The 25,476-nt window shown below is 43.6% G+C and carries 25 protein-coding genes and 1 tRNA gene; 13 read left to right on the top strand and 13 right to left on the bottom strand.

Going from position 1 to position 25,476, the window contains the following annotated elements; genetic code table 11:
* Positions 1 to 356 precede the first annotated feature (356 nt).
* From WCM76_08670 to WCM76_08655, 4 genes are all read right to left on the bottom strand, one after another.
* Positions 357 to 1,451: a mannose-1-phosphate guanylyltransferase gene (locus WCM76_08670; protein MEI6765700.1), complete on the bottom strand. Its 1,095-nt coding sequence runs from the start codon at positions 1,449 to 1,451 to the stop codon at positions 357 to 359.
* A gap of 81 nt (positions 1,452 to 1,532) precedes the next feature.
* A complete protein-coding gene (locus tag WCM76_08665) occupies positions 1,533 to 2,150 on the bottom strand; it encodes an ImmA/IrrE family metallo-endopeptidase (GenBank protein MEI6765699.1) in 618 nt (205 codons plus the stop codon).
* Complete coding sequence (locus tag WCM76_08660; protein ID MEI6765698.1) at positions 2,143 to 2,298, bottom strand: hypothetical protein; 156 nt, start codon at positions 2,296 to 2,298, stop codon at positions 2,143 to 2,145. Before WCM76_08660 ends, WCM76_08665 begins: the two co-directional genes overlap by 8 nt.
* A 15-nt stretch (positions 2,299 to 2,313) precedes the next feature.
* Positions 2,314 to 2,463 carry a hypothetical protein gene (locus tag WCM76_08655; protein ID MEI6765697.1) on the bottom strand — a complete coding sequence of 50 codons (150 nt, stop codon included), beginning with the start codon at positions 2,461 to 2,463 and terminating at the stop codon, positions 2,314 to 2,316.
* 108 nt (positions 2,464 to 2,571) lie between these two features.
* On the opposite strand from WCM76_08655, the gene WCM76_08650 reads away from it, so the two are divergent.
* From WCM76_08650 to lnt, 3 genes are all read left to right on the top strand, one after another.
* The gene (locus tag WCM76_08650) at positions 2,572 to 4,203 is read left to right on the top strand and encodes a C69 family dipeptidase (GenBank protein ID MEI6765696.1); all 1,632 of its coding nucleotides are present in this window, start codon (positions 2,572 to 2,574) and stop codon (positions 4,201 to 4,203) included.
* Positions 4,204 to 4,284: 81 nt separating this feature from the next.
* Positions 4,285 to 6,015: an ABC transporter ATP-binding protein gene (locus tag WCM76_08645; GenBank protein ID MEI6765695.1), complete on the top strand. Its 1,731-nt coding sequence runs from the start codon at positions 4,285 to 4,287 to the stop codon at positions 6,013 to 6,015.
* An 87-nt stretch (positions 6,016 to 6,102) separates the two neighbouring features.
* Positions 6,103 to 7,761: an apolipoprotein N-acyltransferase gene (gene lnt / locus WCM76_08640; GenBank protein ID MEI6765694.1), complete on the top strand. Its 1,659-nt coding sequence runs from the start codon at positions 6,103 to 6,105 to the stop codon at positions 7,759 to 7,761.
* 66 nt (positions 7,762 to 7,827) lie between these two features.
* Here the strand turns inward: lnt and WCM76_08635 are convergent, their stop codons facing one another.
* Positions 7,828 to 8,835 carry an NAD-dependent epimerase/dehydratase family protein gene (locus WCM76_08635; GenBank protein MEI6765693.1) on the bottom strand — a complete coding sequence of 336 codons (1,008 nt, stop codon included), beginning with the start codon at positions 8,833 to 8,835 and terminating at the stop codon, positions 7,828 to 7,830.
* A gap of 113 nt (positions 8,836 to 8,948) precedes the next feature.
* On the opposite strand from WCM76_08635, the gene tyrS reads away from it, so the two are divergent.
* On the top strand, positions 8,949 to 10,223 hold the full coding sequence (gene tyrS, locus WCM76_08630) for a tyrosine--tRNA ligase (GenBank protein ID MEI6765692.1): 1,275 nt from the start codon (positions 8,949 to 8,951) through the stop codon (positions 10,221 to 10,223).
* 84 nt (positions 10,224 to 10,307) lie between these two features.
* On the opposite strand, the gene WCM76_08625 is transcribed toward tyrS, so the two are convergent.
* From WCM76_08625 to WCM76_08615, 3 genes are all read right to left on the bottom strand, one after another.
* Positions 10,308 to 12,011, bottom strand: a complete 1,704-nt coding sequence (locus WCM76_08625; protein MEI6765691.1) for a M2 family metallopeptidase — start codon at positions 12,009 to 12,011, stop codon at positions 10,308 to 10,310.
* Positions 12,012 to 12,043: 32 nt separating this feature from the next.
* The gene (locus WCM76_08620; protein ID MEI6765690.1) at positions 12,044 to 12,763 is read right to left on the bottom strand and encodes an FKBP-type peptidyl-prolyl cis-trans isomerase; all 720 of its coding nucleotides are present in this window, start codon (positions 12,761 to 12,763) and stop codon (positions 12,044 to 12,046) included.
* Between the two features lie 196 nt (positions 12,764 to 12,959).
* Entirely contained in the window at positions 12,960 to 13,727 is a 768-nt protein-coding gene (locus WCM76_08615; GenBank protein MEI6765689.1) for an FKBP-type peptidyl-prolyl cis-trans isomerase, read from the bottom strand.
* A 223-nt stretch (positions 13,728 to 13,950) separates the two neighbouring features.
* Between WCM76_08615 and rplM the strand changes: the two genes are divergently transcribed.
* From rplM to WCM76_08580, 7 genes are all read left to right on the top strand, one after another.
* Positions 13,951 to 14,406 carry a 50S ribosomal protein L13 gene (gene rplM / locus WCM76_08610; GenBank protein ID MEI6765688.1) on the top strand — a complete coding sequence of 152 codons (456 nt, stop codon included), beginning with the start codon at positions 13,951 to 13,953 and terminating at the stop codon, positions 14,404 to 14,406.
* An 8-nt stretch (positions 14,407 to 14,414) separates the two neighbouring features.
* Entirely contained in the window at positions 14,415 to 14,801 is a 387-nt protein-coding gene (gene rpsI / locus WCM76_08605; protein MEI6765687.1) for a 30S ribosomal protein S9, read from the top strand.
* Between the two features lie 127 nt (positions 14,802 to 14,928).
* Complete coding sequence (gene rpsB / locus WCM76_08600; GenBank protein MEI6765686.1) at positions 14,929 to 15,876, top strand: 30S ribosomal protein S2; 948 nt, start codon at positions 14,929 to 14,931, stop codon at positions 15,874 to 15,876.
* A 28-nt stretch (positions 15,877 to 15,904) separates the two neighbouring features.
* Entirely contained in the window at positions 15,905 to 16,738 is an 834-nt protein-coding gene (tsf, locus tag WCM76_08595; protein ID MEI6765685.1) for a translation elongation factor Ts, read from the top strand.
* Between the two features lie 104 nt (positions 16,739 to 16,842).
* Positions 16,843 to 17,550, top strand: coding sequence for a UMP kinase (gene pyrH / locus WCM76_08590; protein ID MEI6765684.1), 708 nt, complete (start codon positions 16,843 to 16,845; stop codon positions 17,548 to 17,550).
* Between the two features lie 74 nt (positions 17,551 to 17,624).
* A complete protein-coding gene (gene frr / locus WCM76_08585; GenBank protein MEI6765683.1) occupies positions 17,625 to 18,188 on the top strand; it encodes a ribosome recycling factor in 564 nt (187 codons plus the stop codon).
* 216 nt (positions 18,189 to 18,404) lie between these two features.
* A complete protein-coding gene (locus tag WCM76_08580) occupies positions 18,405 to 19,343 on the top strand; it encodes a DUF4349 domain-containing protein (protein MEI6765682.1) in 939 nt (312 codons plus the stop codon).
* 19 nt (positions 19,344 to 19,362) lie between these two features.
* On the opposite strand, the gene WCM76_08575 is transcribed toward WCM76_08580, so the two are convergent.
* The 5 genes from WCM76_08575 to era form a co-directional block, all read right to left on the bottom strand.
* Entirely contained in the window at positions 19,363 to 20,757 is a 1,395-nt protein-coding gene (locus WCM76_08575; protein MEI6765681.1) for a hypothetical protein, read from the bottom strand.
* 81 nt (positions 20,758 to 20,838) lie between these two features.
* Positions 20,839 to 21,897, bottom strand: coding sequence for an endonuclease (locus WCM76_08570; GenBank protein ID MEI6765680.1), 1,059 nt, complete (start codon positions 21,895 to 21,897; stop codon positions 20,839 to 20,841).
* A gap of 78 nt (positions 21,898 to 21,975) precedes the next feature.
* Positions 21,976 to 22,347, bottom strand: a complete 372-nt coding sequence (locus WCM76_08565; protein ID MEI6765679.1) for an RNA-binding S4 domain-containing protein — start codon at positions 22,345 to 22,347, stop codon at positions 21,976 to 21,978.
* The gene (gene der / locus WCM76_08560; GenBank protein ID MEI6765678.1) at positions 22,344 to 23,651 is read right to left on the bottom strand and encodes a ribosome biogenesis GTPase Der; all 1,308 of its coding nucleotides are present in this window, start codon (positions 23,649 to 23,651) and stop codon (positions 22,344 to 22,346) included. Before der ends, WCM76_08565 begins: the two co-directional genes overlap by 4 nt.
* Positions 23,652 to 23,673: 22 nt before the next feature.
* Positions 23,674 to 24,552, bottom strand: coding sequence for a GTPase Era (era, locus tag WCM76_08555; GenBank protein MEI6765677.1), 879 nt, complete (start codon positions 24,550 to 24,552; stop codon positions 23,674 to 23,676).
* Between the two features lie 221 nt (positions 24,553 to 24,773).
* Here era and WCM76_08550 point away from each other — a divergent pair.
* Both WCM76_08550 and WCM76_08545 read left to right on the top strand, forming a co-directional pair.
* A tRNA-Met gene (locus tag WCM76_08550) sits at positions 24,774 to 24,845 on the top strand.
* 60 nt (positions 24,846 to 24,905) lie between these two features.
* On the top strand, positions 24,906 to 25,151 hold the full coding sequence (locus tag WCM76_08545) for a GIY-YIG nuclease family protein (protein MEI6765676.1): 246 nt from the start codon (positions 24,906 to 24,908) through the stop codon (positions 25,149 to 25,151).
* Positions 25,152 to 25,476 lie beyond the last annotated feature (325 nt).

The following is a 25,476-nucleotide window of genomic DNA, read 5'->3' as shown; positions in this document are numbered from 1 at the left end:
CAGTGCTTTACTAATTGTTGTTTTTTAAAGCAGAAAGAATATTCTGCTTATCGTTTTGTAACATCCCTACTTTCCTAATCAGAGATGTTTGAATGAAATGAAAACCGACAAAGTTTTTGCAAAAATACAAAAATGAGAATGTGTTGTCAATACCCCTAAAAACAGTGATTTACGACCAATTTTGGACGTTCATCTAGCAATTTACTTATTTTATGGAGTGCGCTAAAGAGTGCGTATAATATGGCGCAAAGGTGATTTGTGAAATAAAAAGTTATCAACAATCAGAAATACAGATGCTAACCATTGATTATTAATATGGTTGCATAATGATATATATACAGAAAATTGTGTGCTTCTTAGATAAACTGCTCGCCTTTTTCGATTTTTACATCGTTCACAATCTGCCGGATTTGCTGCTCGTCTGATTTGGGGCATACCAGCAACACATTGCCCGACTCCACTACAATATAGTCTTTGAGTCCGTGCAACACTACCAGCTTGTCTTTCGGCATATTTACAATGCAGTTGGTGCTTTCGTACATGATTACATTTTTGCCTACAATGGCATTGCCTTTTTCATTTTTCTGTCTCACATCATATAAGGAGCCCCAGGTACCAAGGTCGGACCATCCGAAATCAGAAATTAGCACATACACATTATCGGCTTTTTCCATGATACCGTAATCAATGGAAATGCTTTTACAGGTGGTATAGGTGTCTTTAATAAAGGCTGTTTCCTGCGGTGTATTAAACAGCGTAAGTCCTTTGTGAAACGCTTCTTTTATCTCCGGAAGGAATTGTTCAAACGCGTTTAATATGCTTTTCACCGACCACACAAATATACCGGAGTTCCATAAAAAATCGCCGCTTTCTATAAAAAATCGCGCCATGTCTATGGCCGGCTTTTCGGTAAATGTTTTTACTTTACGGATGCGTGTATCTTCGGGAAACGCACCGTTATCTTTATGTTGAATATAGCCGTAACCCGTATCCGGTCTGCTTGGTGTGATTCCGAGTGTAATCAGCCATTCATGTTTTGAAGCAGCATTCAGCGCCGATTGCAGAACGTCATTAAAGGCGTCTTCCTTCATAATAATATGATCGGAAGGTGCTACAACAACATTGGCATCGGGGTTCAGCACAAAAATTTTATAGCATGCATAGGCTATGCAGGGAGCCGTGTTGCGGCGTGAAGGTTCAGAAATAATCTGCGCATCGGCAATCTGCGGAAGCTGTTCTTTAACCAGTTCAGAATACGAATCGTTGGTAACAATATAAATATTCTCTAAGGGAATTGTTTTAAGAAACCTTTTAAAGGTTTGCTGGATAAGGGTTTCGCCTGTTCCGAGTATGTCGATGAACTGTTTTGGGCACGATGTCCTGCTCATTGGCCAGAAACGTGAGCCGATGCCCCCGGCCATTATGACACAGTAATTGTTGTTATTCCTCATTCTGTTGTTCGGGTTTGTATGCTGACAATTTTGTGCAAAAATATAAAAAACAACCAAAGATACCTATTCATTAACACTATACTATCCGGGTATCGGCGTTACTTCTGCCATCGGATTAACACGGTATGTCCTTTTGGTCGCCTCTAAGGTACATGAATACCATGTTCTGAGCTTTTTCCCTTTACGGAAAATCCGACCGCCATCAACACTGAACAGCGCGCCTTCGGGCAATTGTTCGAGCAAGATTACTGACGAATCGGGCCGGTCATAACGCCGCAGTACCATATGGAGCTCACGGTCGGCACGTGCCGATGCTTTTATTCGGTTCACATATCCGGCAACCGCCTTTTGAATATCTTCAGGGAAAATGCCTGCAATATTAAGCTCCAGCAGCAACCGCCTGTATTCTTCTTTCCAGTTCTCACCGTGCGGGTCGCGCAGCGTATTGAATTTCTCGTAAAACTTCAGATGCGCTACTTCATGAGCCAGCGTAATAAGAAATGAATACGGATTCAGATTATAATTGATGGTGATGCGATGGAACTTGGTATCACCGTTAGGAATGGTATAATCGCCGTATTTGCTGCTTCGTTCACGCGTAATTTTAAGCCGGGCACGGCTCTGTGTGAGCCATGCAGTAACGATATCAAAGCTCGCCGGTGGTATAAAACGAAGAAGAATCTCTTTGGGATCAGGCATGTTTAAGCGTCTGTAATTCCTTGGCGGGAATAGCTTTACCAAAAGTAGGACATCTTTCGTAACGCCCTTTTTTACCGGTATAGCATGATGTAAAAACACTCAGCGTGAATAAGGCAGCTGCAATTACCATGACTCTTTTAATGCACATAAAATCTGTTTGTATCTATGAATGTGATGGTTTCTTTTCACTTGTCCGGCTCCAACCGGGACAGTCGTTGCATTTCTTCTTGGTGTGGCACGACGGCAGTATCAGAGCGCCGGCAAGTAAAAGCGCCACGAATGCAATTATTCTGAATTTATTCGATGTTTTCATATCTTAAATAGAGAACTCAAAATTACTATTTTTATTTGCAACCGCCGGAAAAATCCTATTTTTGACCTGTTGAAACGCTAATATTTTACTTATAAACTCAATTATAATATGAAGAAAAAAATCCTGAGCCTTGTTTTTGGTTTCTCGTTGATTTTTATGGCGGCATCCATGTACGCCTGCACCAACTTACTTGTTACCAAAGGGGCATCGGCCGATGGCGCCTGCATGATATCCTACACGGCCGATTCGCATGTGCTGTTTGGTGAACTGTATTTCCGCGCTGCAGCCGATTATCCCGATGGCACGATGTTTCAGATTCGTGAATGGGACACCGGCAAAAAACTGGGGAAAATTAATCAGGTCCGCCACACCTACTCGGTAATCGGCAACATGAACGAACATCAGCTGGCTATTGGCGAAACAACCTTTGGCGGGCGGGAAGAACTTGTTGACACCACCGCTATCATTGACTACGGAAGCCTTATTTATCTGACGCTGCAACGCGCAAAAACGGCCAGGGAAGCCATCAAAATCATGGGCGATCTGGTAGCCGAATACGGCTATTACAGCGAAGGCGAATCGTTTTCAATTTGCGATGCCAATGAAGCATGGATACTCGAAATGGTGGGCAAAGGTCCCGGCAATCGCGGCGCTCTGTGGGTTGCCATGCGTATTCCCGACGGCTATATCAGCGGACACGCCAATCAGGCACGTATCACGACTTTCCCGCTTAATGATCCCGAGAATTGCATTTACGCTAAAGACGTTATTTCGTTTGCACGCAAAGAAGGCTGGTTCAAAGGCGAGGATAAAGACTTTAGTTTTTCAGACACCTATCATCCCGTAACGTTCGGTGGTGCCCGTTTTTGCGAAGCACGCGTGTGGTCAGCGTTCAACAGGGTGAATAAAGATATGGGCAAATACCTTGATTATGCCATGGGCAAAGATCTTAAAAACCGTATGCCGCTGTGGATAAAACCCGATCAGAAGATTTCTGTTCACGGACTGATGGAACTCATGCGCGATCATTATGAAAACACGCCCATGTCGATGAGCGAAGATGTAGGTGCCGGTCCTTATCATTGCCCTTACCGCTGGAGACCCATGACATGGCAGCTCGATGGTATAGACTACATTCACGAACGCGCGATTTCAACACAGCAAACAGGATTTTCTTTTGTGACTCAGTGCCGTTCATGGCTGCCCGACCCAATTGGCGGCATTTTCTGGTTTGGCGTTGACGATTCTTATAGCACCGTGTACTCACCCATGTACTGCGGAATTACAAAAGTTCCCGAATCTTTTGCACAAGGAAATGGATCTATGATGGAATTCAATGAGAACGCGGCATTCTGGGTATTCAACCAGGTTTCAAATTTTGCCTACACACGCTATAACGACATGATTCCGGAAATACGGGCAGTGCAGGCCGAACTCGAAAAGAAATACCTCGACAACACCGCAACCATTGATGCCAAGGCCGGTGAACTTTACAAATCATCACCTAAAAAAGCAATCGCATATCTTACCGAATACAGCGTTACTCAAGGCAACGCAACGGTTAAACGCTGGAAAGAACTGTACGCCTACCTTTTCACAAAGTATATGGATGGCAACATCAAAACAAAGGTAGAAGGACAAATGAATCCAAAGGTTCAGCAACCGCCCATGAGTGCCGACTGGTACTGGCTCATCGTTCGCGAAACCCGCAATCGTTATCGTGCCCTCGGCAAAGATTGATCTGCCAAGACGTTGGTAGGAATCCATAAATGAAATATCTTTGATCCCCGTTGCATCAACGGGGATTTTTTATTTTACACTATGCCACTGCTCGAAGTTAATAATCTTACTACCGAATTTTCGTCTGAAGGTATCACCACCAAAGCCGTTGACGGAATTTCATTTTGTGTGGAAAAAGGCAAGATACTCGGCATTGTGGGCGAATCCGGTTCAGGAAAATCGGTCACATCCCTGTCTATAATGAGGCTGATACCATCACCTCAGGGCAGGATTAGCAACGGTCAGGTAATATTATCCTTACCCGATGGCTCAACCACTGACCTTCTGTCATTGCCCGAAAAAGAGATGCGCCGTTTTCGCGGAAAAGAAGTTTCCATGATTTTTCAGGAACCCATGACTTCGCTGAATCCTGTTTATAAATGCGGACGTCAGGTTGCAGAAGCCATCATGCTGCATCAGCATGCTTCTAAACAAAAAGCAAAAGAAATTACGCTGCAGTGGTTCGCCGAAGTGCTGCTTCCCGATCCGGTCAAAGCATATAATTCCTACCCGCATGAGCTTTCGGGCGGACAAAAACAGCGGGTAATGATTGCCATGGCGATGTCGTGCCGGCCATCTGTTCTCATAGCCGATGAACCTACCACCGCGCTTGATGTTACCGTTCAGAAAAGCATTCTTGAACTGATGAAACGCCTGCAGCAACGATTCGGAATGAGTATCATTTTTATTACACACGATTTGGGAGTCATCGCCGAAATTGCAGACACGGTGCTTGTAATGTATCACGGGAAGATTGTGGAACAGGGCATCGCCCGTGAAGTGTTCCGCAATCCAAAACACCCGTATACCAAAGGTTTGCTGGCATGCCGCCCGCCACTCGACCGACGTCTTAAAACATTGCTCACTGTCGGCGACTTCCTGAAAAGCAGTAATTCAGAGGATTCCGGCAATACCGTGCTTCCAAAAGAACAATTAATAACTGCGGAAGAACGGACGGTAAATCATAAAAAACTGTATGCTGAAAAGCCCATATTACAGGTCAAAAATCTGCGAAAGCATTTTAAAATACGCGGCGGTTTATTTGCCAAAAATGATCAATATTTCAAAGCCGTTGATGACGTAAGTTTCGAAGTATACCCGGGCGAAACGCTTGGTCTTGTTGGAGAATCGGGATGCGGCAAAACCACATTGGGCAGGGCAATCCTCAGGCTGTCGGAACCTGACGGCGGCTCCATCGTATTCCGGGGAACCGACATTACAATGCTTGGGAGCAAGGAATTACGGGCATTGCGTAAAGACATTCAACTTATTTTTCAGGATCCGTATTCCTCACTGAATCCACGGATAAGCATAGGCAGTGCTATCTATGAGCCCATGGAAGTGCATCGCTTATACGGCTCGCCAAAAGCACGCAGAAACAAAACGATTGAATTGCTTGAACGTGTAGGATTGAATGAAACGCATTACAACCGTTACCCGCATGAATTCAGCGGAGGACAGCGTCAGCGTGTGTGCATAGCACGTGCACTTGCCGTAGATCCTAAATTTATTATCTGCGATGAATCCGTTTCGGCACTCGACGTTTCGGTTCAGGCACAGGTACTGAATCTGCTGAATGAGCTCAAAAAGAATTTTGGTTTCACGTATATTTTCATCTCACACGATTTGTCTGTTGTACGTTTTATGGCAGACCGAATGATGGTGATGAAAGACGGGAAAATCGTTGAAATGGCAGATGCAGACGCCATTTGCAGCAATCCGCAAACCGACTATACGCGAAAGCTCATCAGTGCGATACCCAAAGGAAATTGATTTTTTATCAGTGTTCTTTCAGAATACTCCTGTTCACTCAGTTTGATTATATTTGCACAGGTCAATATCTCAACCCGTAAACCTATCATGCGTAAAATATACCTTGTACTGCTGGCAATACTTTCAGGAGCTTTGTTGTCGCTCGCGTGGCCGGCACGAGGTTTTCCGTTCCTGATGTTCATTGGCTTCATCCCATTATTGTACATTGAAGATTACATCGGCAAGAACCGGCATAATTTCACCAGGTCAAGCGCCTTCTTACTTTCCTACATTGCATTTTTTGTATGGAATCTCCTTACTTCGTGGTGGATTGTGTATTCCTCGGTATTTGGTGTGTGCATGGCAGTCGTATTCAATTCCATGTTCATGGCCATTGTGTTTCACCTGTATCACATGATTCGCCGCAACCTGTTCAAGAGCCGCGGAGGTTTTTTTATACTGGTATTTTTTTGGATAACGTTTGAATTGTTACATCTCGACTGGGATCTGTCATGGTCGTGGCTCAACCTCGGAAACGCTTTTGCAAGCTGGCCGCACGTGGTTCAGTGGTATGAATATACAGGCGTATTTGGGGGTGATGTCTGGATACTTGCCGTGAATATTCTGCTCTATAAAATGTTGCTTTCGATGTTCGGAAGTATCCGCTCTCGCGACCGTGCCATCGTGCTGAGTGTCGGAACATTTCTGTTGCTGGCCGGTCCTATTGCCTTTTCAGAGATGAAGTATTACACCTATGTAGAAAAGGAAAATCCCGTTGACGTAGTCGTTGTTCAGCCTAACATTGACCCCTATAACGAGAAGTTCAACGGTATGAGTACCGAAGAACAATTGAATAAAATACTGCGCATGTCGCGCGAAAAACTTGATAAGAATACAGATTATCTGGTATGCCCCGAAACCGCCATTCCCGAAGGACTTGTGGAAGACAGACTGGAGCAGACCATCAGCTTCGACAGCCTGAAAGCACTGATACACGATTTCCCGAAATTGAAAATTGTGATAGGCATTTCGTCGTTTAAAATTTACCGCGATGGAGAAAAGCCTTCGCCCACGGCACGGCATTCCGAAGCCGGCGATTATTGGTTTGATGTGTGCAACTCAGGTCTGTTCCTCGATTCGACGTACAAAGCACAAATCTATCATAAGTCAAAACTTGTTCCCGGTGTAGAGATGATGCCGTTTCCCAAGATATTCGGTCCTTTGAGCGAGTTTGCCATTGACCTTGGCGGGATGACCGGAAGCAATGCCACACAGGAAGAACGCACGGCACTTGGTCCCGTAAAGGGCGGTATAAAAGTAGCAAGCGTGATTTGCTATGAATCCATTTACGGCGAATTTGTTACCGGTTATGTTCGCAATGGCGCCAATATCATCACCATTCTTACCAACGACGGCTGGTGGGAAAATACCGCCGGGCACCGTCAGCATATGCAATATGCCAGACTGCGCGCCATAGAGACCCGAAGAAGTATTGCCCGTTCGGCAAACACAGGCACTTCCTGCTTTATTGATCAGCGCGGCGATGTTTTTCAGGCAACCAATTATTGGGAAGACGCGGTAATCAGGCAAACCATCAATGCGAATACGGGCAAGACTTTCTACGTGCGTTTCGGCGATTATATCGGGCGCTTTTCGTTCTGGGTAAGTTGTGGCGTACTTCTTTCTTACGTTGTGATGCTGCTGCTGAACAAGCGCAAAAAAATCAAAATACGCCTTCCACACCTGAAGAAAAAAGTGGCTGAGTAATATTCATGTCCAAAAAACAGCAAAAAACGGACATGATAGAAATGACCGGATGACGGGCTAAACAAATCATTTCGTGCCGCGAATGGTATCACAGACAAATTTTACGGATTCTGAAACGGGAATGAACTGAATGCCGGTGGCATTCGTTATTTTCTTGTTTGAAAACGTGACTAAATTCTGTGAAATACGTGCTGTTTCTTTCGTGAAACCCGGCTTACGACCGGTAATCATCGTACGGAGCTTTTCGGTAGTCCACGCCAGCTCCGTAAGAAAACGACCTGCTCTGGCGCGTGGTCGCTTCATCCCCAACGTATCAGTAATGTAATTCAGAATGTCGCGGTATGAAACATTTTCAGACGACACAATATAACGCTCATCATGAAAGTCGCCATCCATAAGCGTTATCATCGTAGTCACCACATCGCGCACATCCACAAATCCGTTTACGCCCAGTGTGTAAAAATTAAAACCGTTGGGCATGCGATCGAGCAAGCCTTCTATAAGACTCTCGCTGCTTCCCGGACCAATGATCACCGAAGGGTTCACTACCACCGTGTTCAGACCTTCTGCGGCACCGCGCCATATTTCCTGTTCGGAATAATATTTTGATTTGGCATAGCCCGAATTCTTTCGTGAGGTACGCCACAACGTATCTTCATCAATAGTCTCGCCGGGTTCGCCGCTGCCAATGGCAGCAATAGAACTCACATGACAGAGTTTCTCAATGTTGTTTTCCAATGCGGCATTTACCAGATTGGCCGTGCCATCGGCATTGGTCTTCGACATAAGTGCATTATCCGTTTTTGAAAACGATACCACACCGGCACAGTGAAACACACGACTGATGCCCTTCATCGCTTCATCCAGCGAATATATATCAAGCAAATCACCCTCTACCCATTCAATTTTCGAAAACAGGGTTTCGTAATCATCGGAATAATATGAGAATATTCGTTTGGTGCGCGATGTATCCGACTGAGACCGTTTGAGAGCACGGACTGCACGTCCCTGCGACACAAGGTTAAAAAGAAGATGTGAGCCCACAAAGCCGGTTCCGCCTGTAACAAATACCATAACAAGTGGTTTTTCACAAATGTAGAAAAATTAATTACAGCAGCCAATTCTTCAATTAAAACATCAAACCGGATAAATCTTCTTAATTTTGCGCTTCATCAAATTTCCGGAAAATGAATTTTATTGAAGAGTTAACGTGGAGAGGTATGATACACGATATCATGCCGGGAACAGAAGAATTGCTGAACAAAGAAATGACGGTTGCTTATGTGGGCATTGACCCAACCGCCGATTCATTGCATATCGGACATTTGGTTTCGGTGATGATGCTGAAGCACCTGCAGCTAAGTGGCCACAAGCCCATTGCACTTGTCGGCGGCGCCACCGGCATGGTGGGCGACCCTTCGGGAAAATCGGAAGAGCGCAATCTGCTGGATATTGAAGTGCTGCGTCACAATCAGGATTGCCTTAAAGCGCAATTACATAAGTTCCTTGAATTTTCAGGACCTGCCAATGCCGCTGAAATGGTGAACAATTATGACTGGACCAGCGAATTTTCATTTCTCGATTTTTTACGTGAAGTTGGGAAATACCTTACGGTGAACTACATGATGGCCAAGGATTCCGTGAAAAAACGGCTTGAAACGGGCATTTCGTTTACTGAGTTTTCATACCAGCTTTTGCAGGGATACGATTTCTTATATCTGTATCAAAACAAAGGATGCAAGCTGCAGATGGGCGGTTCAGACCAGTGGGGCAACATCACCACCGGAACCGAACTCATCCGGCGCAAGATTGGCGGCGAAGCCTTTGCCCTCACCTGTCCGCTCATCACCAAAGCCGATGGTGGTAAATTTGGTAAAACAGCCGAAGGCAATATCTGGCTTGACCCGGCAAAAACATCACCGTATAAATTTTATCAGTTCTGGCTGAACACATCGGATGAAGACGCAGAAAAATACATCAAAATATTTACACTTTTCACGAAAGAAGAAGTGGAAGCCATGACCGAAGAACACCGCAAAGAGCCTCATCTGCGCTTACTTCAGAAGGCATTGGCCAAAGATGTTACCATACGCGTACATTCCGAAGCCGATTATAATGCTGCTGTGGATGCATCGGAAATACTGTTTGGAAAAGGCACGACCGAAACACTGAAGAAGCTTCCGGAAGATATGCTGCTGGCGGTTTTTGAAGGCGTTCCGCAATCAACGGTAAGTACAGAAATTATAACTGCGGGCGTAAATATCATTGATTTCCTGACCGACCACACCAATGTACTTCCTTCTAAAAGTGAGGCCAGACGCAACCTTAAAGAGAATGCTATTTCGGTGAATAAAGATAAGGTTACTGAAAATACCGTCATCGGTGCCGAACATTTGCTTGACGGAAAATATATACTGGTACAGAAAGGCAAGAAGAATTATTTTCTGGTAACCATGAAATAAAACAGGTAAAAGGTTAAAGCTGAAAGGTAAAAGAAGAAGCCGTCCTTACAGGGACGGCTTCTTCTTTATTATTCACGGCAGGTATTAATTGCAGAATTGTTTTGCGTAGTATTTAGCCGTGAGTTTTTCGCCGGTTGCTTTTTCAATCATATCATTCCATTCGTAGCGCATGCCGGGTTTGAATACTTTTTCAATAAAGAATTTACCGATTTCAGGATTGTTCACCCATCCAATACTTTTAATATCGTCGGTTTTGTAAACATTTTTGGCAATGTAATAGGTAAATTGTGATGCCAGCATTTCGCCCAAAAGGTAATTGTGATAATAACAGGGCGAGGTTGCAATATGAATTTTTGATGCCCAGTCAGGTTCATTGCGACCTGCAGGACGTTTCAGCAACTGGTATTTTTCAACGAGATCCCACCAGAATTTGTTCAGATCCTGATCCGGATTTTCGTACAGACCTTTTTCAAAGCGGTACATAACCTGTGCCCAGCGGCTGAATGTAAGCTGCTCAAGGCGGAGCGTTTTGTAGCAATCGTCGGCAATTTTCTTAACCTCTTCATCTTTCAGTCCCAGCATAGCTTTCAGCCACTGCGGATTGCTGGACAGGCGGCCGAAAAACATCGCAACAGCCTCGGTAGTGAAGGTATGAGCGGCATCACGAAGTTCAAACGGTAAGGCACGTTCGGTATATTTTGTATAGGACGCATGACCGAATTCATGAAGCAGCGTATTCATCCAATAAGAGTCATTCTTTACATTGCAAAGTACGCGCACATCGCCGGCTTTGTCAATATCAGTGCAGAATGCATGCTGGTTTTTGCCTTTCTTTTCGTAGAGGTCGCTTTTTTTGATGACGTCGGCAATATCAATACCAATGCCTTTATAGTAGTCTTCCATAATCTTAACGTCATCTTTTCCTTTAAAATAAACGTCGAGATCAACTTGGTAAATCTTGGGAGCTTCCTGGAAGAAACGGTTTTGATAATGCCAGGGCATCAGTTCTTCCTTCTTTATTTTATATCTTTTTGCAAAATACTCATCCATTTCATTTTTGAGCTGTGCAAAAGCGTCGCGCGTCAGGCTGTCGAGTTCGTTGAAGATTTTTTCAATCTCCGCAGGATCCTGTTCGCTGAGCTTGAGGCTCATTTCGTGATAATTTTTGAATCCAAGTTCTTTGGCTGATTCATTGCGTTTTTTCACCAGCGCAATCACATCGGCTGCGATATTTGCACCTGATTTTTTCGTAGCTTTCCAGGTATCTTCCAGTTTTTTGCTGTCGGTTGACGTGCGCAGGATTTCCTCTACCTGATTATCTGTTAAAGAGTCTTTGCCTACAACGGCGCGGAAAGTATTGAATTTCAATCCGATTTTCGATTGCATATCAATCATTTCCTTTGACTTCACGGTGTCTATCTGTTCGCCCAGAAAAGAGTTGTAGATAACATCGAGCTGGCGCTTCAGCAGCGGGTCTTCAATAGATTTTGAGTCCCGAATCTTTTTAATGGTCTCGAAATCTTTTTTATTTGCAAAAATCTTGGTCAGTTCGAATTCGGCGGCAGCAGCTTTGTTATAATCAGCTTCGTTGCCACTAATTTCGGCATTCCATGATGAGAGGGTAACTTCCTTGTACAAGGGAATTACTTTTTCATCAAGTTTTTTGATAAAATCCTGCAGTTCTTTCGTCATGTCGGTTTTTTTGTTTGAACTTCCACAACCGTTTAAAAAACTGGTTGCAATTACCGCAATCATTATAAATGCGGTCACCTTGAAGATTTTTTTCATGTTGAGGGTGTTTGGGTTATACAATCAATTAACTATTGTTTTTTACTGGTCACTGAAATCAGTTCCACTTTAAAAATAAGGGTTGCGGCAGGTGGAATATCCATGTAGCCTTGTTCGCCGTAAGCTAAATCGTATGGAATATATAATTCCCATATGGCGCCGGGTTTCATCAGCAGCAGGGCTTCGGTCCATCCTTTAATTACTCCGTTTACCGGAAATTCGGCAGGTTCGCCACGGTCATATGATGAATCAAATTTTTTACCGTTTACCAATTTCCCTTCATAATTAACTTTCACCGTATTGTCGCCATTAGGGCTTATTCCTTCACCTTCCTTAATTATTTTATACTGCAAACCGCTTGCGGTTGTGATAACACCAGGCTTTGTTTTATTCTCTTCCAGAAATTTCGTTCCTTCTTTTTTATTTACTTCGGCAGCTTCTGAATTCTTCAGTTGGATTTTCTTCTGCATATCCTGTTGGAACTGATCCATAATTTTTTGTTTCTGTGCCGGACTAAACAGGGAGTCGTTTCCTTTAATTCCCGCCATAAAAGCAGCCTGGAAAATATCATTATTGACTTCTATCCCGTTTTTCTTCAGGTTCATCCCAATGTCCGCACCAATAATATAACTGATGGTGTCAAGGTTTGTTTTGAGTTCGGGCTTGGTGTTGCAGGTGTTTTTTGTTGTTTTACATGAGATGACTGACATTGCCAACACAAGAGCAATGACAATGGTTGTGATACTTTTCATTTCGTAAAATTAATTTTTGTGATTACTATTTGATTTATTTATGTGACGGTTAATCGTTGATTTAAAAAAATCTCCAGCGCCATCTTTGTTGGTACAAATTTATATTAATTACGATTACAAAGGAATATGATTCAACAGAGAATAAAAAAAGCGGCATGAACAGCCGCTTTTTATCAATTAATGCTTTTTATCGAAATCAACCTTTGCCTTTAGCTTTGGGTTTGGTTTCGCCGCCTTTATCAGCAGCAGGAGCTTCGATTTTAATCAGGTCAACTTTGAAGATAAGGGTTGAACCACCCGGAATTCCCTGGTTGCCCTGATCGCCGTAAGCGAGGTCAGAAGGAACATACAATTCATAGGAACCACCTTCTTTCATGTGCTGCAGACCTTCGGTCCATCCTTTGATAACACCACTCAGCGGGAATGTTGCAGGCTGATTGCGTTCAAAAGAAGAGTCAAATATTTTACCATTCAGGAATTTACCTTCGTAATTAACGGTCACCTGATCGGTTTCTTTGGGGGTTTTGCCTGTACCTTCTTTTATCACCTTGTACTGAAGACCGCTCGGGAGGGTAATTACGCCGGCTTTGGTTTTATTGTCGGCCAGAAATTTAGCACCTTCAGCTTTATTAGGCTCGGCAGCTTTGAGCATATTTTCTTGCTGACGTTTCTGCATTTCTGTTTGGAAAGCAGCCATAATCTTTTGTTTTTCAGCACTTTTAAATATTGTAGAATCAACACCTTCGAGTGCATCTTTAAATCCCTGAATCAAAGAAGGGATGCCGAGGTCAAGTGAATCGCGGTTTATATTCTCTTTCAGGTTATTACCTATGTTTGCGCCGATAACGTAAGCAATGGTATCACTGTGTGTTTTGAGATCTCCGCCGGGTTTGTTACCGCCGCATGAACTCAAAATCAATGCAATTGCAACTGATAGAACAAATACAACTGAAGTCTTTTTCATGATTGATGTTTTTGGTTATTATTCTTTATTGTTAAGCGGCACAAAGGTAAATATAAAAACGCTATTTCAAAATTTCGGACAAGAATATATTGAACCTATCATTATGCACTTCAGAAAATAATATCTTTAATAATGTTCATAAATTTGTTAATTAAAAAAAATAGTTCTAATTTTGCACCCCAATTTTGAAATAACCGGTTTAGATTTTGAAATACAGATAAAAATGAGCAATTTAAGTTACAAAACCCGTACGGTAAGCGCGAAAGAAATAACCCGCGAATGGTTTATCATTGATGCAGAGAACGAAGTACTTGGGCGTTTAGCCTCCAAAGTAGCCATCATGCTTCGCGGAAAGCATAAGGCATATTACTCTCCGAACCTCAATTGCGGAGACAATATCATCATCATCAATGCTGAGAAAATTGTCCTTACCGGCAACAAAATGACCGACAAAGAATACCTCCGCTATACCGGATATCCGGGCGGACAGAGGTCACGGTCGCCCCAGCAGGTACTTGCTGCCAAGCCTACCGCTGTGATTGAGCACGCCGTTAAAGGCATGCTGCCACGCACCCGTTTAGGAAGCGATATGTACAGGCACCTTTTCGTGTATGCCGGAAACGTACATCCCCACGAAGCACAGCAACCCAAAGAAATTAAATTAACTTCAATCAAGTAATATCAGTCATGGAAGACGTTCAGGCTTTAGGTCGCAGGAAAACTGCCGTTGCAAGAATTTACCTCAGGGAAGGAAGCGGAAACATTACCGTTAACAAGAAAGATTATAAAGTGTATTTTCCCACACCTATTTTACAACACATTGTGCTTCAGCCGTTGCAGATTGCTGAATCATTAGAAAAATTTGATATCCATGTAAATGTTGATGGTGGCGGTTTTAAAGGTCAGGCCGAAGCGCTTAGCCTTGCCATTTCAAGAGCACTTATAAAGGTTGACCCGGAAATCAGACCGGCGCTCAAATCAAAAACGCTCCTCAGAAGGGATCCGCGCATGGTTGAAAGGAAAAAACCAGGCCAGAAAAAAGCCAGGAAGAAATTCCAGTTCAGCAAGCGTTAACAGGCAGCTTTGCCTCAGATCTTGTTTAGTATCTAAATTGTTGAGACTACCAATGGTGCTACTCAACAATTGGCTTTAATGACAAAGTAACAAAGAAAGTAAACATAACCACGTAAAAATCAATCTAATGAGTAAAATTAATTTTCAGGATTTACTGGATGCCGGTGTACATTTCGGCCATCTGAAACGCAAATGGAACCCCAATATGGCACCATATATCTTTATGGAACGCAACGGGATTCACATCATTGACCTTCATAAAACATCTGCCAAGATAGAAGAAGCCGGCGATGCCATGAAGCAGATTATCAAATCAGGTAAAAAAGTACTTTTTGTTGCTACCAAAAAACAGGCTAAAGAAATAGTTGCCGATCTGGTAAAAAGAGTGAATATGCCTTATGTTACTGAGCGCTGGCCGGGCGGTATGCTTACCAACTTTGCCACCATCCGTAAAGCCGTAAGGAAAATGGCCGCTATCGATAAAATGAGAACCGACGACACCTTCGAGAAAATTTCAAAAAGAGAACGTCTTCAGATTATCCGCGAGCGCGCCAAACTTGAAAAGAACCTTGGCAGTATCGTTGACCTTACACGCCTTCCCGCAGCTATTTTTATCGTTGATATCCTCAAAGAAAAAATTGCAGTTGCCGAAGCAAAAAAACTGAATATCCCAACATTCGCTATCGTTGATACCAATTCAAACCCCAACGAAGTTGACTTCCCTATTCCTGCCAACGACGACGCTTCAAAATCAATTGCACTTATCGTGAATGCCATGGTTGAAGCAATTGAAGAAGGCCTGAACGAGCGCAAACTCGCCAAAGACAAACAGGATAAAGAAGACGAAGACGAAAGAGATATCGCAGTTGAAAAACTTTCATTGAAAGAAATGGAAGAACGCGAAGAAGAAGAAGAACGCATCAGACTCAAGAAAGCCGCCGCTAAAAAAGATGTTGGCCGCGTGAAAGAAGTAGTTGAAGGCGAAGAAGACGACGACGATGCCCAGAAAGAAAAAACTTCTGAAAAAATCGTCAAAAAACCTACCGGTCCTAAAAAGATCATTTCTAAAAAGTAATTATAACTCTTTAATACATCATATTACAATGGCAAATATTACTGCTGCTGAAGTAAACAAACTCAGGCAAATCACCGGATCAGGCATGATGGATTGCAAAAATGCCCTCGTTGAAGCTGATGGCGATGTTGAAAAAGCAATTGATATACTCAGAAAAAAAGGACAAAAAGTAGCCAACAAACGATCTGACCGTGAAGCCGGCGAAGGTCTGGTTATTGCAAACACAGACGCATCAGCCAAAGTAGCGACCATTACCATGCTGAACTGCGAAACCGATTTCGTTGCCAAAAATCAGGAATTTGTTGACCTGGCCAACGCTATCGCAAACATTGCACTGACACAGAAACCCGCTACCATGGACGACCTTAAGGCAATCAGCCTGAACGGACGCACCATTGCCGAAAGCATCAGCGATATGATTGGGAAAACCGGCGAAAAAATGGAACTCTCAGAGTACCATATTATTCAGGCTCCCCGCGTATTCGCCTACAACCACATGGGAAACAAACTGGCCGCTATCATGGGCCTGAACAGCGACAGCGTTGCTGATATTGATACCGTTGGTAAAGAAGTGGTCATGCAGATTGCAGCTATGGCTCCCGTTGCTCTTGATAAAGAAGGCGTTGATGCTAAAATAGTTGAACGCGAAATTGAAGTTGGCAAAGAGCAGGCACGCGAAGAAGGCAAACCTGAAGAAATGCTCGAAAAAATCGCTATCGGCAAACTGAACAAATTCTATAAAGACAACACCCTGCTCAACCAGGATTTTGTGCGCGACAACAAAAAAACAGTTCGTCAGTACCTGGAAGAATCAGGTAAAGGTCTTACCGTTACCGAATTTAAACGCGTTTCGCTGAAGTAATTAATGCGTTTATAAATATTAAAAGGGAGGGAAGCTAATCATTCTCTCTCTTTTTTTTTCAGCCATTTTTTGAATTGTGCTATTTTTACAGAAAATAAGAAAGAATGAAATTTAAAAGAATACTCCTGAAACTCAGCGGCGAAAGCCTGATGGGAACCAAACAATACGGCATTGACCCTGCCCGTCTTGATGAATATGTAGCCGAAATAAAGGCGGTTGCCGCAACAGGCGTTCAGATAGGCATTGTGATTGGCGGCGGCAATATTTACCGTGGACTCAGCGGCGCAGGAGCCGGCATGGACCGCGTTCAGGGCGATTCCATGGGAATGCTCGCAACAGTTATCAATGCACTGGCATTACAGGCTACCTTTGAAAAAAACGGATTGAAAACACGCGTTTTCTCAGGCATTGCCATCAACGGAATGTGCGACCCCATGAATGCCCGCGAAGCCATCAAATGTCTTGACAATGGCGAAATTGTAATCATGGCAGGCGGTACTGGAAACCCGTTCTTCACTACAGATACGGCCTCCGTATTGCGCGCCCTTGAAATTAAAGCCGACGTGATGATGAAGGGAACCCGCGTTGACGGTATCTATACCGCCGATCCCGAAAAAGATAAAGCTGCCGTGAAATATGACACCATTACTTACGCCGAAGCAATGGAAAAAAAGCTTGAAGTGATGGATATGGCGGCTTTTGCGCTGTGCAGTGAAAACAAACTGCCGGTGGTGGTATTCAATATGAATATCAACGGCAACCTGCGCAAAGTGCTTGACGGCGAAAAAACAGGCACCATTGTTCATGAGTAAATTTGCTTTTTAATACCTGCAGGGAGTATCTTTGCAGTAAATTTTGAATACGTACCCTTTGATTTGAAAAGACTATGAACGAAGAAGTCCAGTTTGTATTAGAAGAAGCCAAAGAAGGCATGCAGGGCGCCATGTCGCGCCTCGATCGCGAATTCCAGAGAATACGCACCGGCAAAGCGACTCCGCAGATGCTTGATGGTATCAAGATTGATTATTATGGTGCCATGACAGCCCTTGATCAGGTTTCGAACATAAACACTCCCGACCCGCGTCAGATTATTGTTCAGCCCTGGGACCGCAGTGTACTGCCATTGATTGATAAAGCCATTCAGGCCGCCAATCTGGGATTTAATCCGAAAAATGAAGGCGAAGTGCTGCGTATCATTGTTCCGCCCCTTACGGAGGAGCGACGCAAAGACCTTGTAAAAAAAGCAAAGGCAGAAGCTGAAAATGCACGCGTTTCTATCCGAAACATTCGCCGCACAGCCAATGAAACAGCTAAAGGTTTAGAAAAATCAGGTGTACCGGAAGACGAGGCTAAAAAGCTCGAAGCCGATATTCAGGAAATAACGAATTCTTTCATCGCAAAAGTTGACAAAGTGCTTGAATTGAAAGAAAAAGATATAATGACCGTGTAATCATTTCCAATCTTTATGCATCATGCAGTTCAGAAGCTGCAGCACCATCTTGCCTTCTGAATGTAAATTACTTATCTTTATCCCGGCCATCGCCGGGATATTTTTTTTACAACGGCTTCTGTAATTATTTTTTGAATTTTTTATGGATTCCGAATACTCGGTGAATCTATTCTGCCGTTTATTCATTCAGAAAATTTAACCAAAATAACCAAAACCATGAACACAAAAAAAATGATTGGCACGGCATTGCTCATCCCCGCCCTGCTTATCTTGAATCTTGGGATGTACAGTTGCGCCTCAGGGCCTTCGTCAGAAGAAAAAACGGCAATAGATAAAACGTCCGTAAGCCAAACAGATGAAACGGCTCCTGTTCAAAAAAGTTCCGGGGAAGAATCTTTTGATGCACCACCCGCAAATGCTGAACAAACAAAGGACAAAGATGCGAGCGTTCCCGCAGCCGACGACAAGGTGCCTGCCATGATTATTAAAACAGCCGACATCAGCATGCAGGTCGAAAAATATGAGAGCTCCAGGTCGAAAATTCTTGAAATTATCAAGAAACACAATGCATACGTGGGTTCCGAAAATCAAACCAACGACCATTACAACATTTCAAACATGATGGTGATTCGGGTAAAGGCCGTTGATTTTGACGCACTGGTTGAAGAATTACTCAAAGAGGCCATTTACGTCGATTCTAAGAAGATTAATGCCGAAGATGTAACGGCAGAGTTCGTTGACGTGAATGCACGCCTTAAATCAAAGAAAGAAGCCGAAGCGCAGTATCTCGATATCATGAAAAAAGCGCATACCATAAACGAGATTCTGGACGTGCAACAATACCTGCGCACCATACGCGAAGAAATTGAATCATACGAAGGCCGTTTAAAATATCTGAACGATAAAGTATCGTACAGCACGGTGAATCTCAGCTTTTATGAAAAGAGCAATGCCGTTCAGATTGAGCCGGGACGCAGTTTTGGAAGCCGCTTTGTTGAAGCGCTTGACTGGGGATGGAAAGGGCTGGTGTCGTTTTTCCTGGGACTCATTTATATCTGGCCACTCCTGCTGATAACTTTGGTAGGGTTATGGCTGATGGTGCGTTTGCTCAAACGGGCTAAAAAAAGAAGAGCTTTAAAAAAGGCCAATATCTGATTTCACCGTATGCCGTTTGTCAGTAGCATTGATAAACGGCATACATGATTTCTCGAGCACCATCGTTGATTGACAGGTTATAGGTGTTTTTTAAACGGGGCGATGTGTCAAGAATGTCTTTACCAATGCCGTTCTCAATTACGGAGAACCAGTTCTCCCAAATTATAATATCACCTGTTTTCAATCCTTTGATTGATTCAACCGACAATACCTCATGCCTGCTTTTATCAAAAGGATCAATGTTCAGCACTTCACTGAGGTAGGGATGTGAAAATATGAAGCGGTGATTGGTTCCGCTGTTTTGAGCAATAAATTTACCGGTTTCTAACGCGCATTGCTGGTCAACTGAAAGCATCATGTCTGTTTTCCAATTGACAGCCGCCGGATTTGACGTGAACGGGAAAATAATAATATAGGCTATAAGCAGGGACTGTATAATAATACGGGGAATTTTTCTGCCTTTTAGAATGGTCTCTGTAAGGGTATTAAACCCCACAAGCGACATAATGGATATTAAAGGAATCACGCAGATGAGCACCCGCTTCAGTCCCATAGAATTGAATATCCCAAAGTACCAAAACAGACTGTGCGCGATAAAGAAAGAGCCAAATCCGGCAAATACCAGCACCATCAATTCAACAGAAATTTTTCTGGCGAATAACTGCCATATCAGCCCAATAATTCCCGTCCAGAATAAAATGTAAACAGGAAGCCCGGTAACATAATTCATCTGTCCGACAAAATGAAACAGCCGGCCGCTGCCATAGGTGCTTGTGAGCTGGGCGTAGGGAATTTTAGTAAATAACCAAAGAATATCTCCATACACAATCATTCCTGCAATCATAAAAATAACATGAGCTGTAAGCAGCCAGGGAATATATTTCCATTGATTCTTCAGCAAGAGAAAAAAAACAAAAACACATAAAATGATAAGGCCTTCAGATCGGACAAACGGCAGAAATGAAATAAGAACAGACGCTGCGGTATATTTCTTTTCAATTACAATATAAATACCCAGAATCAGAATCAATGCAAATAAGGGTTCGGTAAGACCGGAAAAAGTCAGGATGTAAAATAATGGAGAGAACACCAGAATCACTGCACTCACAACCGGATTTTTGATATTCAGTTTGAGGGCTGTTTTATACGTAAAAAAAATTGTGAAAAGTGTTACGAGTGCATTGAAAATTTTAACGCCAGTGAATCCAAATTGGGCAAACGGACTTAGCAGAAACACACACACCGGTTTTGCCCAAAGGTCGAAAAACAGCTGTGGATGCGCAGGTGCGTACCTGGCAAAAAGATAGTGAGTTATGCTGTCGCCCGAATCCCCGGTACCATTAAATAGCACTATCGTTAAGGCAGCAATGATTGCATAGGCTATCATCACAATGTATATTGCGTTTCCTTTCATAACAGCTGTGTCAGATGGAAAAGCTTTGCGAAGTGCCTTGATAAACGGATTCACCATTGTTGATTCGGATTCCGAATGCTGTTATTTTCTGAAGTACATAGTCGTGTAAACCGGTAAGTGGTCGCTGTATCCGCCGAAGTAACGGGTTCCGGAATAGGTACGGCTGGGTTCAAACGCTCCTTCTTTGGTTTTATACATCATGAATGGCATCTGAAAAACGGCTGTTTTTTTGGAATCGAAGCGTATTCCGGCAGCTTTGTCACTCAGCGTACTTCCGCTGACAATCATCTGATCCAGCATTTCCCATCCATCGAACTTATGCGAACCTTCACCGTTTTTCGCTTTTTCGTACATCAGATTATACAACTTATCATCAGAAATCACGGTGTCGGCTGTAATAGCGCCCAACCCGTAATGCACACTTTCGTCGAGCGGCGTGTCGTTGAAGTCTCCCATAATTAATATTTTGGCATCGTGATGGGCTGCCAGGATGTTATCAACATTCGCACGAAGCGTTTTCGCATACGCCATGCGCTTGGGGTCTGTTTCTTCGGTGCCGCCAATGCGCGATTTCCAGTGATTGACAAAAATATGAAGCGTATCTTTTCCGATAATTCCTTTTACATAAAGAATTTCGCGGGTACTTTTATCGGATTTGGAATCGTAGAAAACGCTTATCAGATGGGCATCTGCCACTTTCATAACATCAGGACGGTAAATCAGTGCGGGGTCAACGCCGCGCGGATCGCTGGTTTCGAAATGAACACATTTGTATTTTCCTTTTTTCAGCCATGATGTTTTTACAAGGTCTTTCAGAACATCACCATCTTCAATTTCCGTGAAGCCTGCAAATACGGGCAGATGCACGCTGTCAACAGAATAAACAACGCGTGCAATATGGTCCACTTTTTTCAGATATTTTTCGGTGTTCCATTTTTTTTGTGACGACGGAAGATATTCCGCATCATCTTTATTCGGGTCATCGATGGTATCAAAAAAATTCTCGCAGTTATAAAACATCACACGAATACCGCCTGTATCAAGCAGATGCGCGTTTGGCTTCTGTGCATTTAGTATTGAAAACGGAGAAGCTATCAGCAGTAGCCCCAATATTATGCTGAAACGTTTCGTTGCATTCATAACAAAGATTTTTGGTCTGTTAATACAACACAAAGGTAAGGGAAATATTTCCCTGCGATTCATGAAAATCAGTCGGTATCAGAAAAAGTCTTCGAGTTCACGACGGTCTTTTTTGGTAGGTCTGCCGGTGCCCCGTGGTCTGAACACATAAAAGCTCTCTTTGGGCATTTTAAGTTTGTCGTATTCCGACTGAGGTGTAAGATCTTCCATATTATCGGCCACAAGCCTGGCAGAAACCCGGTTATGAAGCAGCTGCAGCACCTTCATGGTTCGTGTAAGTGGGGGCGAATTCACAACAATGATGTCATTGATTTTTACATCGCGCGAAGCTTTGACTACCTGACCACCAATTGTGACGCGGCCGTTGCGGATATTTTCCGCGGCAAGACTGCGTGTTTTGTAAACCCTGACCGCCCACAGCCATTTGTCTATGCGTACGCCTTCGCTCATTTTTCCCTGAAATATACTTCTATCGGAATACCCGTGAAATTGAAGTTTTCGCGGAGTTTGTTCTCAAGGTATCTCTTGTATCCGTCTTTGATGTATTGCTTGTGACTGCAGAAAAATGCAAATGCAGGGAAGGCGATGGGCAACTGTGAAATGTATTTTATTTTCGGGAATTTCCCTTTAACGCTGGGCGGCGGAAAGCTCTCGATAAGAGGCAGCATCAGCTCGTTCAGTTTGCTTGTGGGAATGCGTGTTTTACGGTTCTTATAAATATCTACGGCCAGTTCCAGTGTTTTAAAAATACGTTGTTTGGTGACAGCCGATGTGAAAACAATGGGAACATCGTCGAATGGTTTGAGCCGTTCGCGAATCTCTGCCTCAAAATGTTTGTGTGTGTTGGTAGTTTTCTCCACAAGGTCCCACTTATTCACAACCACCACTACTCCTTTATGATTTTTCTCAATCAGCCTGAAAATACTCATATCCTGAGCTTCGAAACCGCGTTCAGCGTCTATCATAAGCAGGCATACATCGCTGTTTTCTATGGCGCGGATGGAACGCAGCACCGAATAGAATTCAATGTCTTCATATACTTTGGTTTTTTTACGCAAACCTGCAGTATCAACCAGTAAGATGTCAAATCCAAAGCCCTTGAAATTAGTATAAATTGCGTCGCGCGTGGTTCCCGCAATAGAGGTTACAATCGTGCGGTCTTCGCCTAAAAGTACATTTATCAGAGATGATTTGCCAACATTCGGTCTGCCAATAACCGCAATTTTAGGAAGATCGGGGACATCTTCCACCACATCTTCTTTTTTGAGGCACTTCACCAGCTCGTCGAGCAGTTCACCGGTACCGGCGCCATTGATAGAGGAAATGGTAAAAACATGTTCCAGTCCGAGTGCATAAAATTCTCCCGACTCAGTAGCACGGGCGTTGTTATCAGCCTTATTCACTACAACGAACACAGGTTTATGCGTACGGCGCAGCATCAGGCTTATCTCTTCGTCCATTCCGGTAAGGCCTTCGGTTACATCCACCATAAAAATAATGGCATCGGCTTCATCCAGCGAAAGCTGCACCTGACGGCGTATTTCGAGTTCAAACGTATCTTCGGAGCCAATGACATACCCGCCGGTATCTATTACCGAGAAGAAGGTTCCGTTCCAGTCCGAGGTTCCATAATGCCGGTCGCGGGTTACACCTGCAACAGGGTCAACTATGGCTGAGCGTTCCCCTGTAAGTCGGTTGAAAAATGTTGATTTACCTACGTTGGGCCTGCCCACGATTGCTACAATATTCGACATTTCAGAAAAATTATTATAAATATTAAGATTCGTAACCGAATTGTTTCAGCGCCTGTTCGCTGTCGCGCCAGTCTTTGCTCACTTTTACCGTAAGCCCCAAAAACACATGTGTTTCCAGAAAGCGTTCAATCAGCTTACGCGATTCTATGCCGAGATTTTTTATCGCCGTACCTTTGTTCCCCAGAATGATTGCTTTCTGCGATTCACGGGCAACATAGATGGTAACTTCAATACGGGTTATATCAACATCTTCTTTAAATGAGGTCACTTCGAGCTCTACGGAATAGGGCACTTCATCTTTGTATTGAAGCAGAATGCGCTCGCGTATCATCTCCGCAACGAAAAAGCGTTCGGGCTTATCGCTGATCTGGTCGTCGGGATAATAGGGCTCGTGCTCGGGCAGAGTTTCCAGAATTTTATCAAACACCAGGCGCACATTGAGTCCGTGAAGAGCGCTCAGCGGCAAAGCCTCTGCTTTGGTAAACAGCGGGAACCACAGTGCTTTGGTTTCTTCCATCACTCCTTCGGCAGCGGTATCTACTTTATTGAACAGCAGCAGCACAGGCACCTGCGATTCATTTATTTTATTGATGACTTCCAGATCGGGGTTTTTCTCACCGGCTTCCACCAGATAAAGAATCACATCGGCATCTTCAATGGCGCCCAGGGCGGCATTCATCATGGCCTTATGAAGGCGGTAATGCGGCTTGAGCAGTCCGGGCGTATCCGAATACACGATTTGGTAATCGTCGCCGGTCATAATGCCCATGATACGATGTCTTGTAGTTTGAGCCTTACGGGTTACCGAAGATATTTTTTCGCCCATCAGGGCATTGAGCAGGGTCGATTTCCCTACATTGGGATTGCCCAGTATATTGACGAATCCGGCTTTATGTGCCATAAAAAAAATATTATTGTTGCGGGAAAGCAAACAATATGTATCTTTGCACCGCGGTTCAAAGGTAGTCCTTTTACGGGACATAGGCTGAATGAGAGACAGAGAAAGAGCCGGAAGTGAGAATTTGAATACAGATCAGTTCTTAAAAATATTGCGGGGTGGAGTCCGTCGGCTGACGGATAGCTCGTCGGGATTGTAACCCGAAAATCAGTTCTTAAAAATATTGCGGGGTGGAGCAGTGGTAGCTCGTCGGGCTCATAACCCGAAGGTCACAGGTTCGAGTCCTGTCTCCGCTACATCAAGTCTCTGTAGGTTAACACTTACAGGGGCTTTTTTGTTTTAATCAATTTCCGTTTATGTTTACGGTGTACGTTTTATTTTCTGAAATCTACAGAAAAATATACATTGGTCAAACCTCTGACCTTTCGACGAGATTACAGTATCATAACGAGTTGAGTGATGATGGCTGGACAAAAAAGTACCTACCCTGGGTTCTGCTGTATTCCGAATCCTGTGCATCACGGACCGAAGCTCTGAAGAGAGAAAAACAATTGAAAACATCGAGAGGCAGAGCTTTCGTTTGGTCATTAATTAAGGAATAAAAAGATGAGGAGTTCCGAAGGTCACAGGTTCTCCGTCGGCTGACGGATGTCTCCGCTACATCAAGTCTCTGTAGGTTAACACTTACAGGGACTTTTTTGTTTTGGGGGTACGTCTAGGAAACAGAAAGGGCGTTTTTCAGCGTTTGAAATCAAATTAAAATACTTTTTTTAAAAAGAAAGTCCAACTTTCACATTTAAAAAATCAACCGGTTGTACCGTTTTATATTCCCCCTTTACCACACCAGTACTATCGATTAAATAGGAATTATATTTCACTATTGTCCGATAAAAATACAGAATATTATTTTGCAAACCGCAACAAATT

Source organism: Bacteroidota bacterium (assembly GCA_037133915.1).
In the GTDB taxonomy this organism is placed as follows: domain Bacteria; phylum Bacteroidota; class Bacteroidia; order Bacteroidales; family CAIWKO01; genus JBAXND01.
The sequence above is the reverse complement of the archived record's forward strand: the minus strand, read 5'-3'. Positions and strand labels throughout refer to the sequence as shown.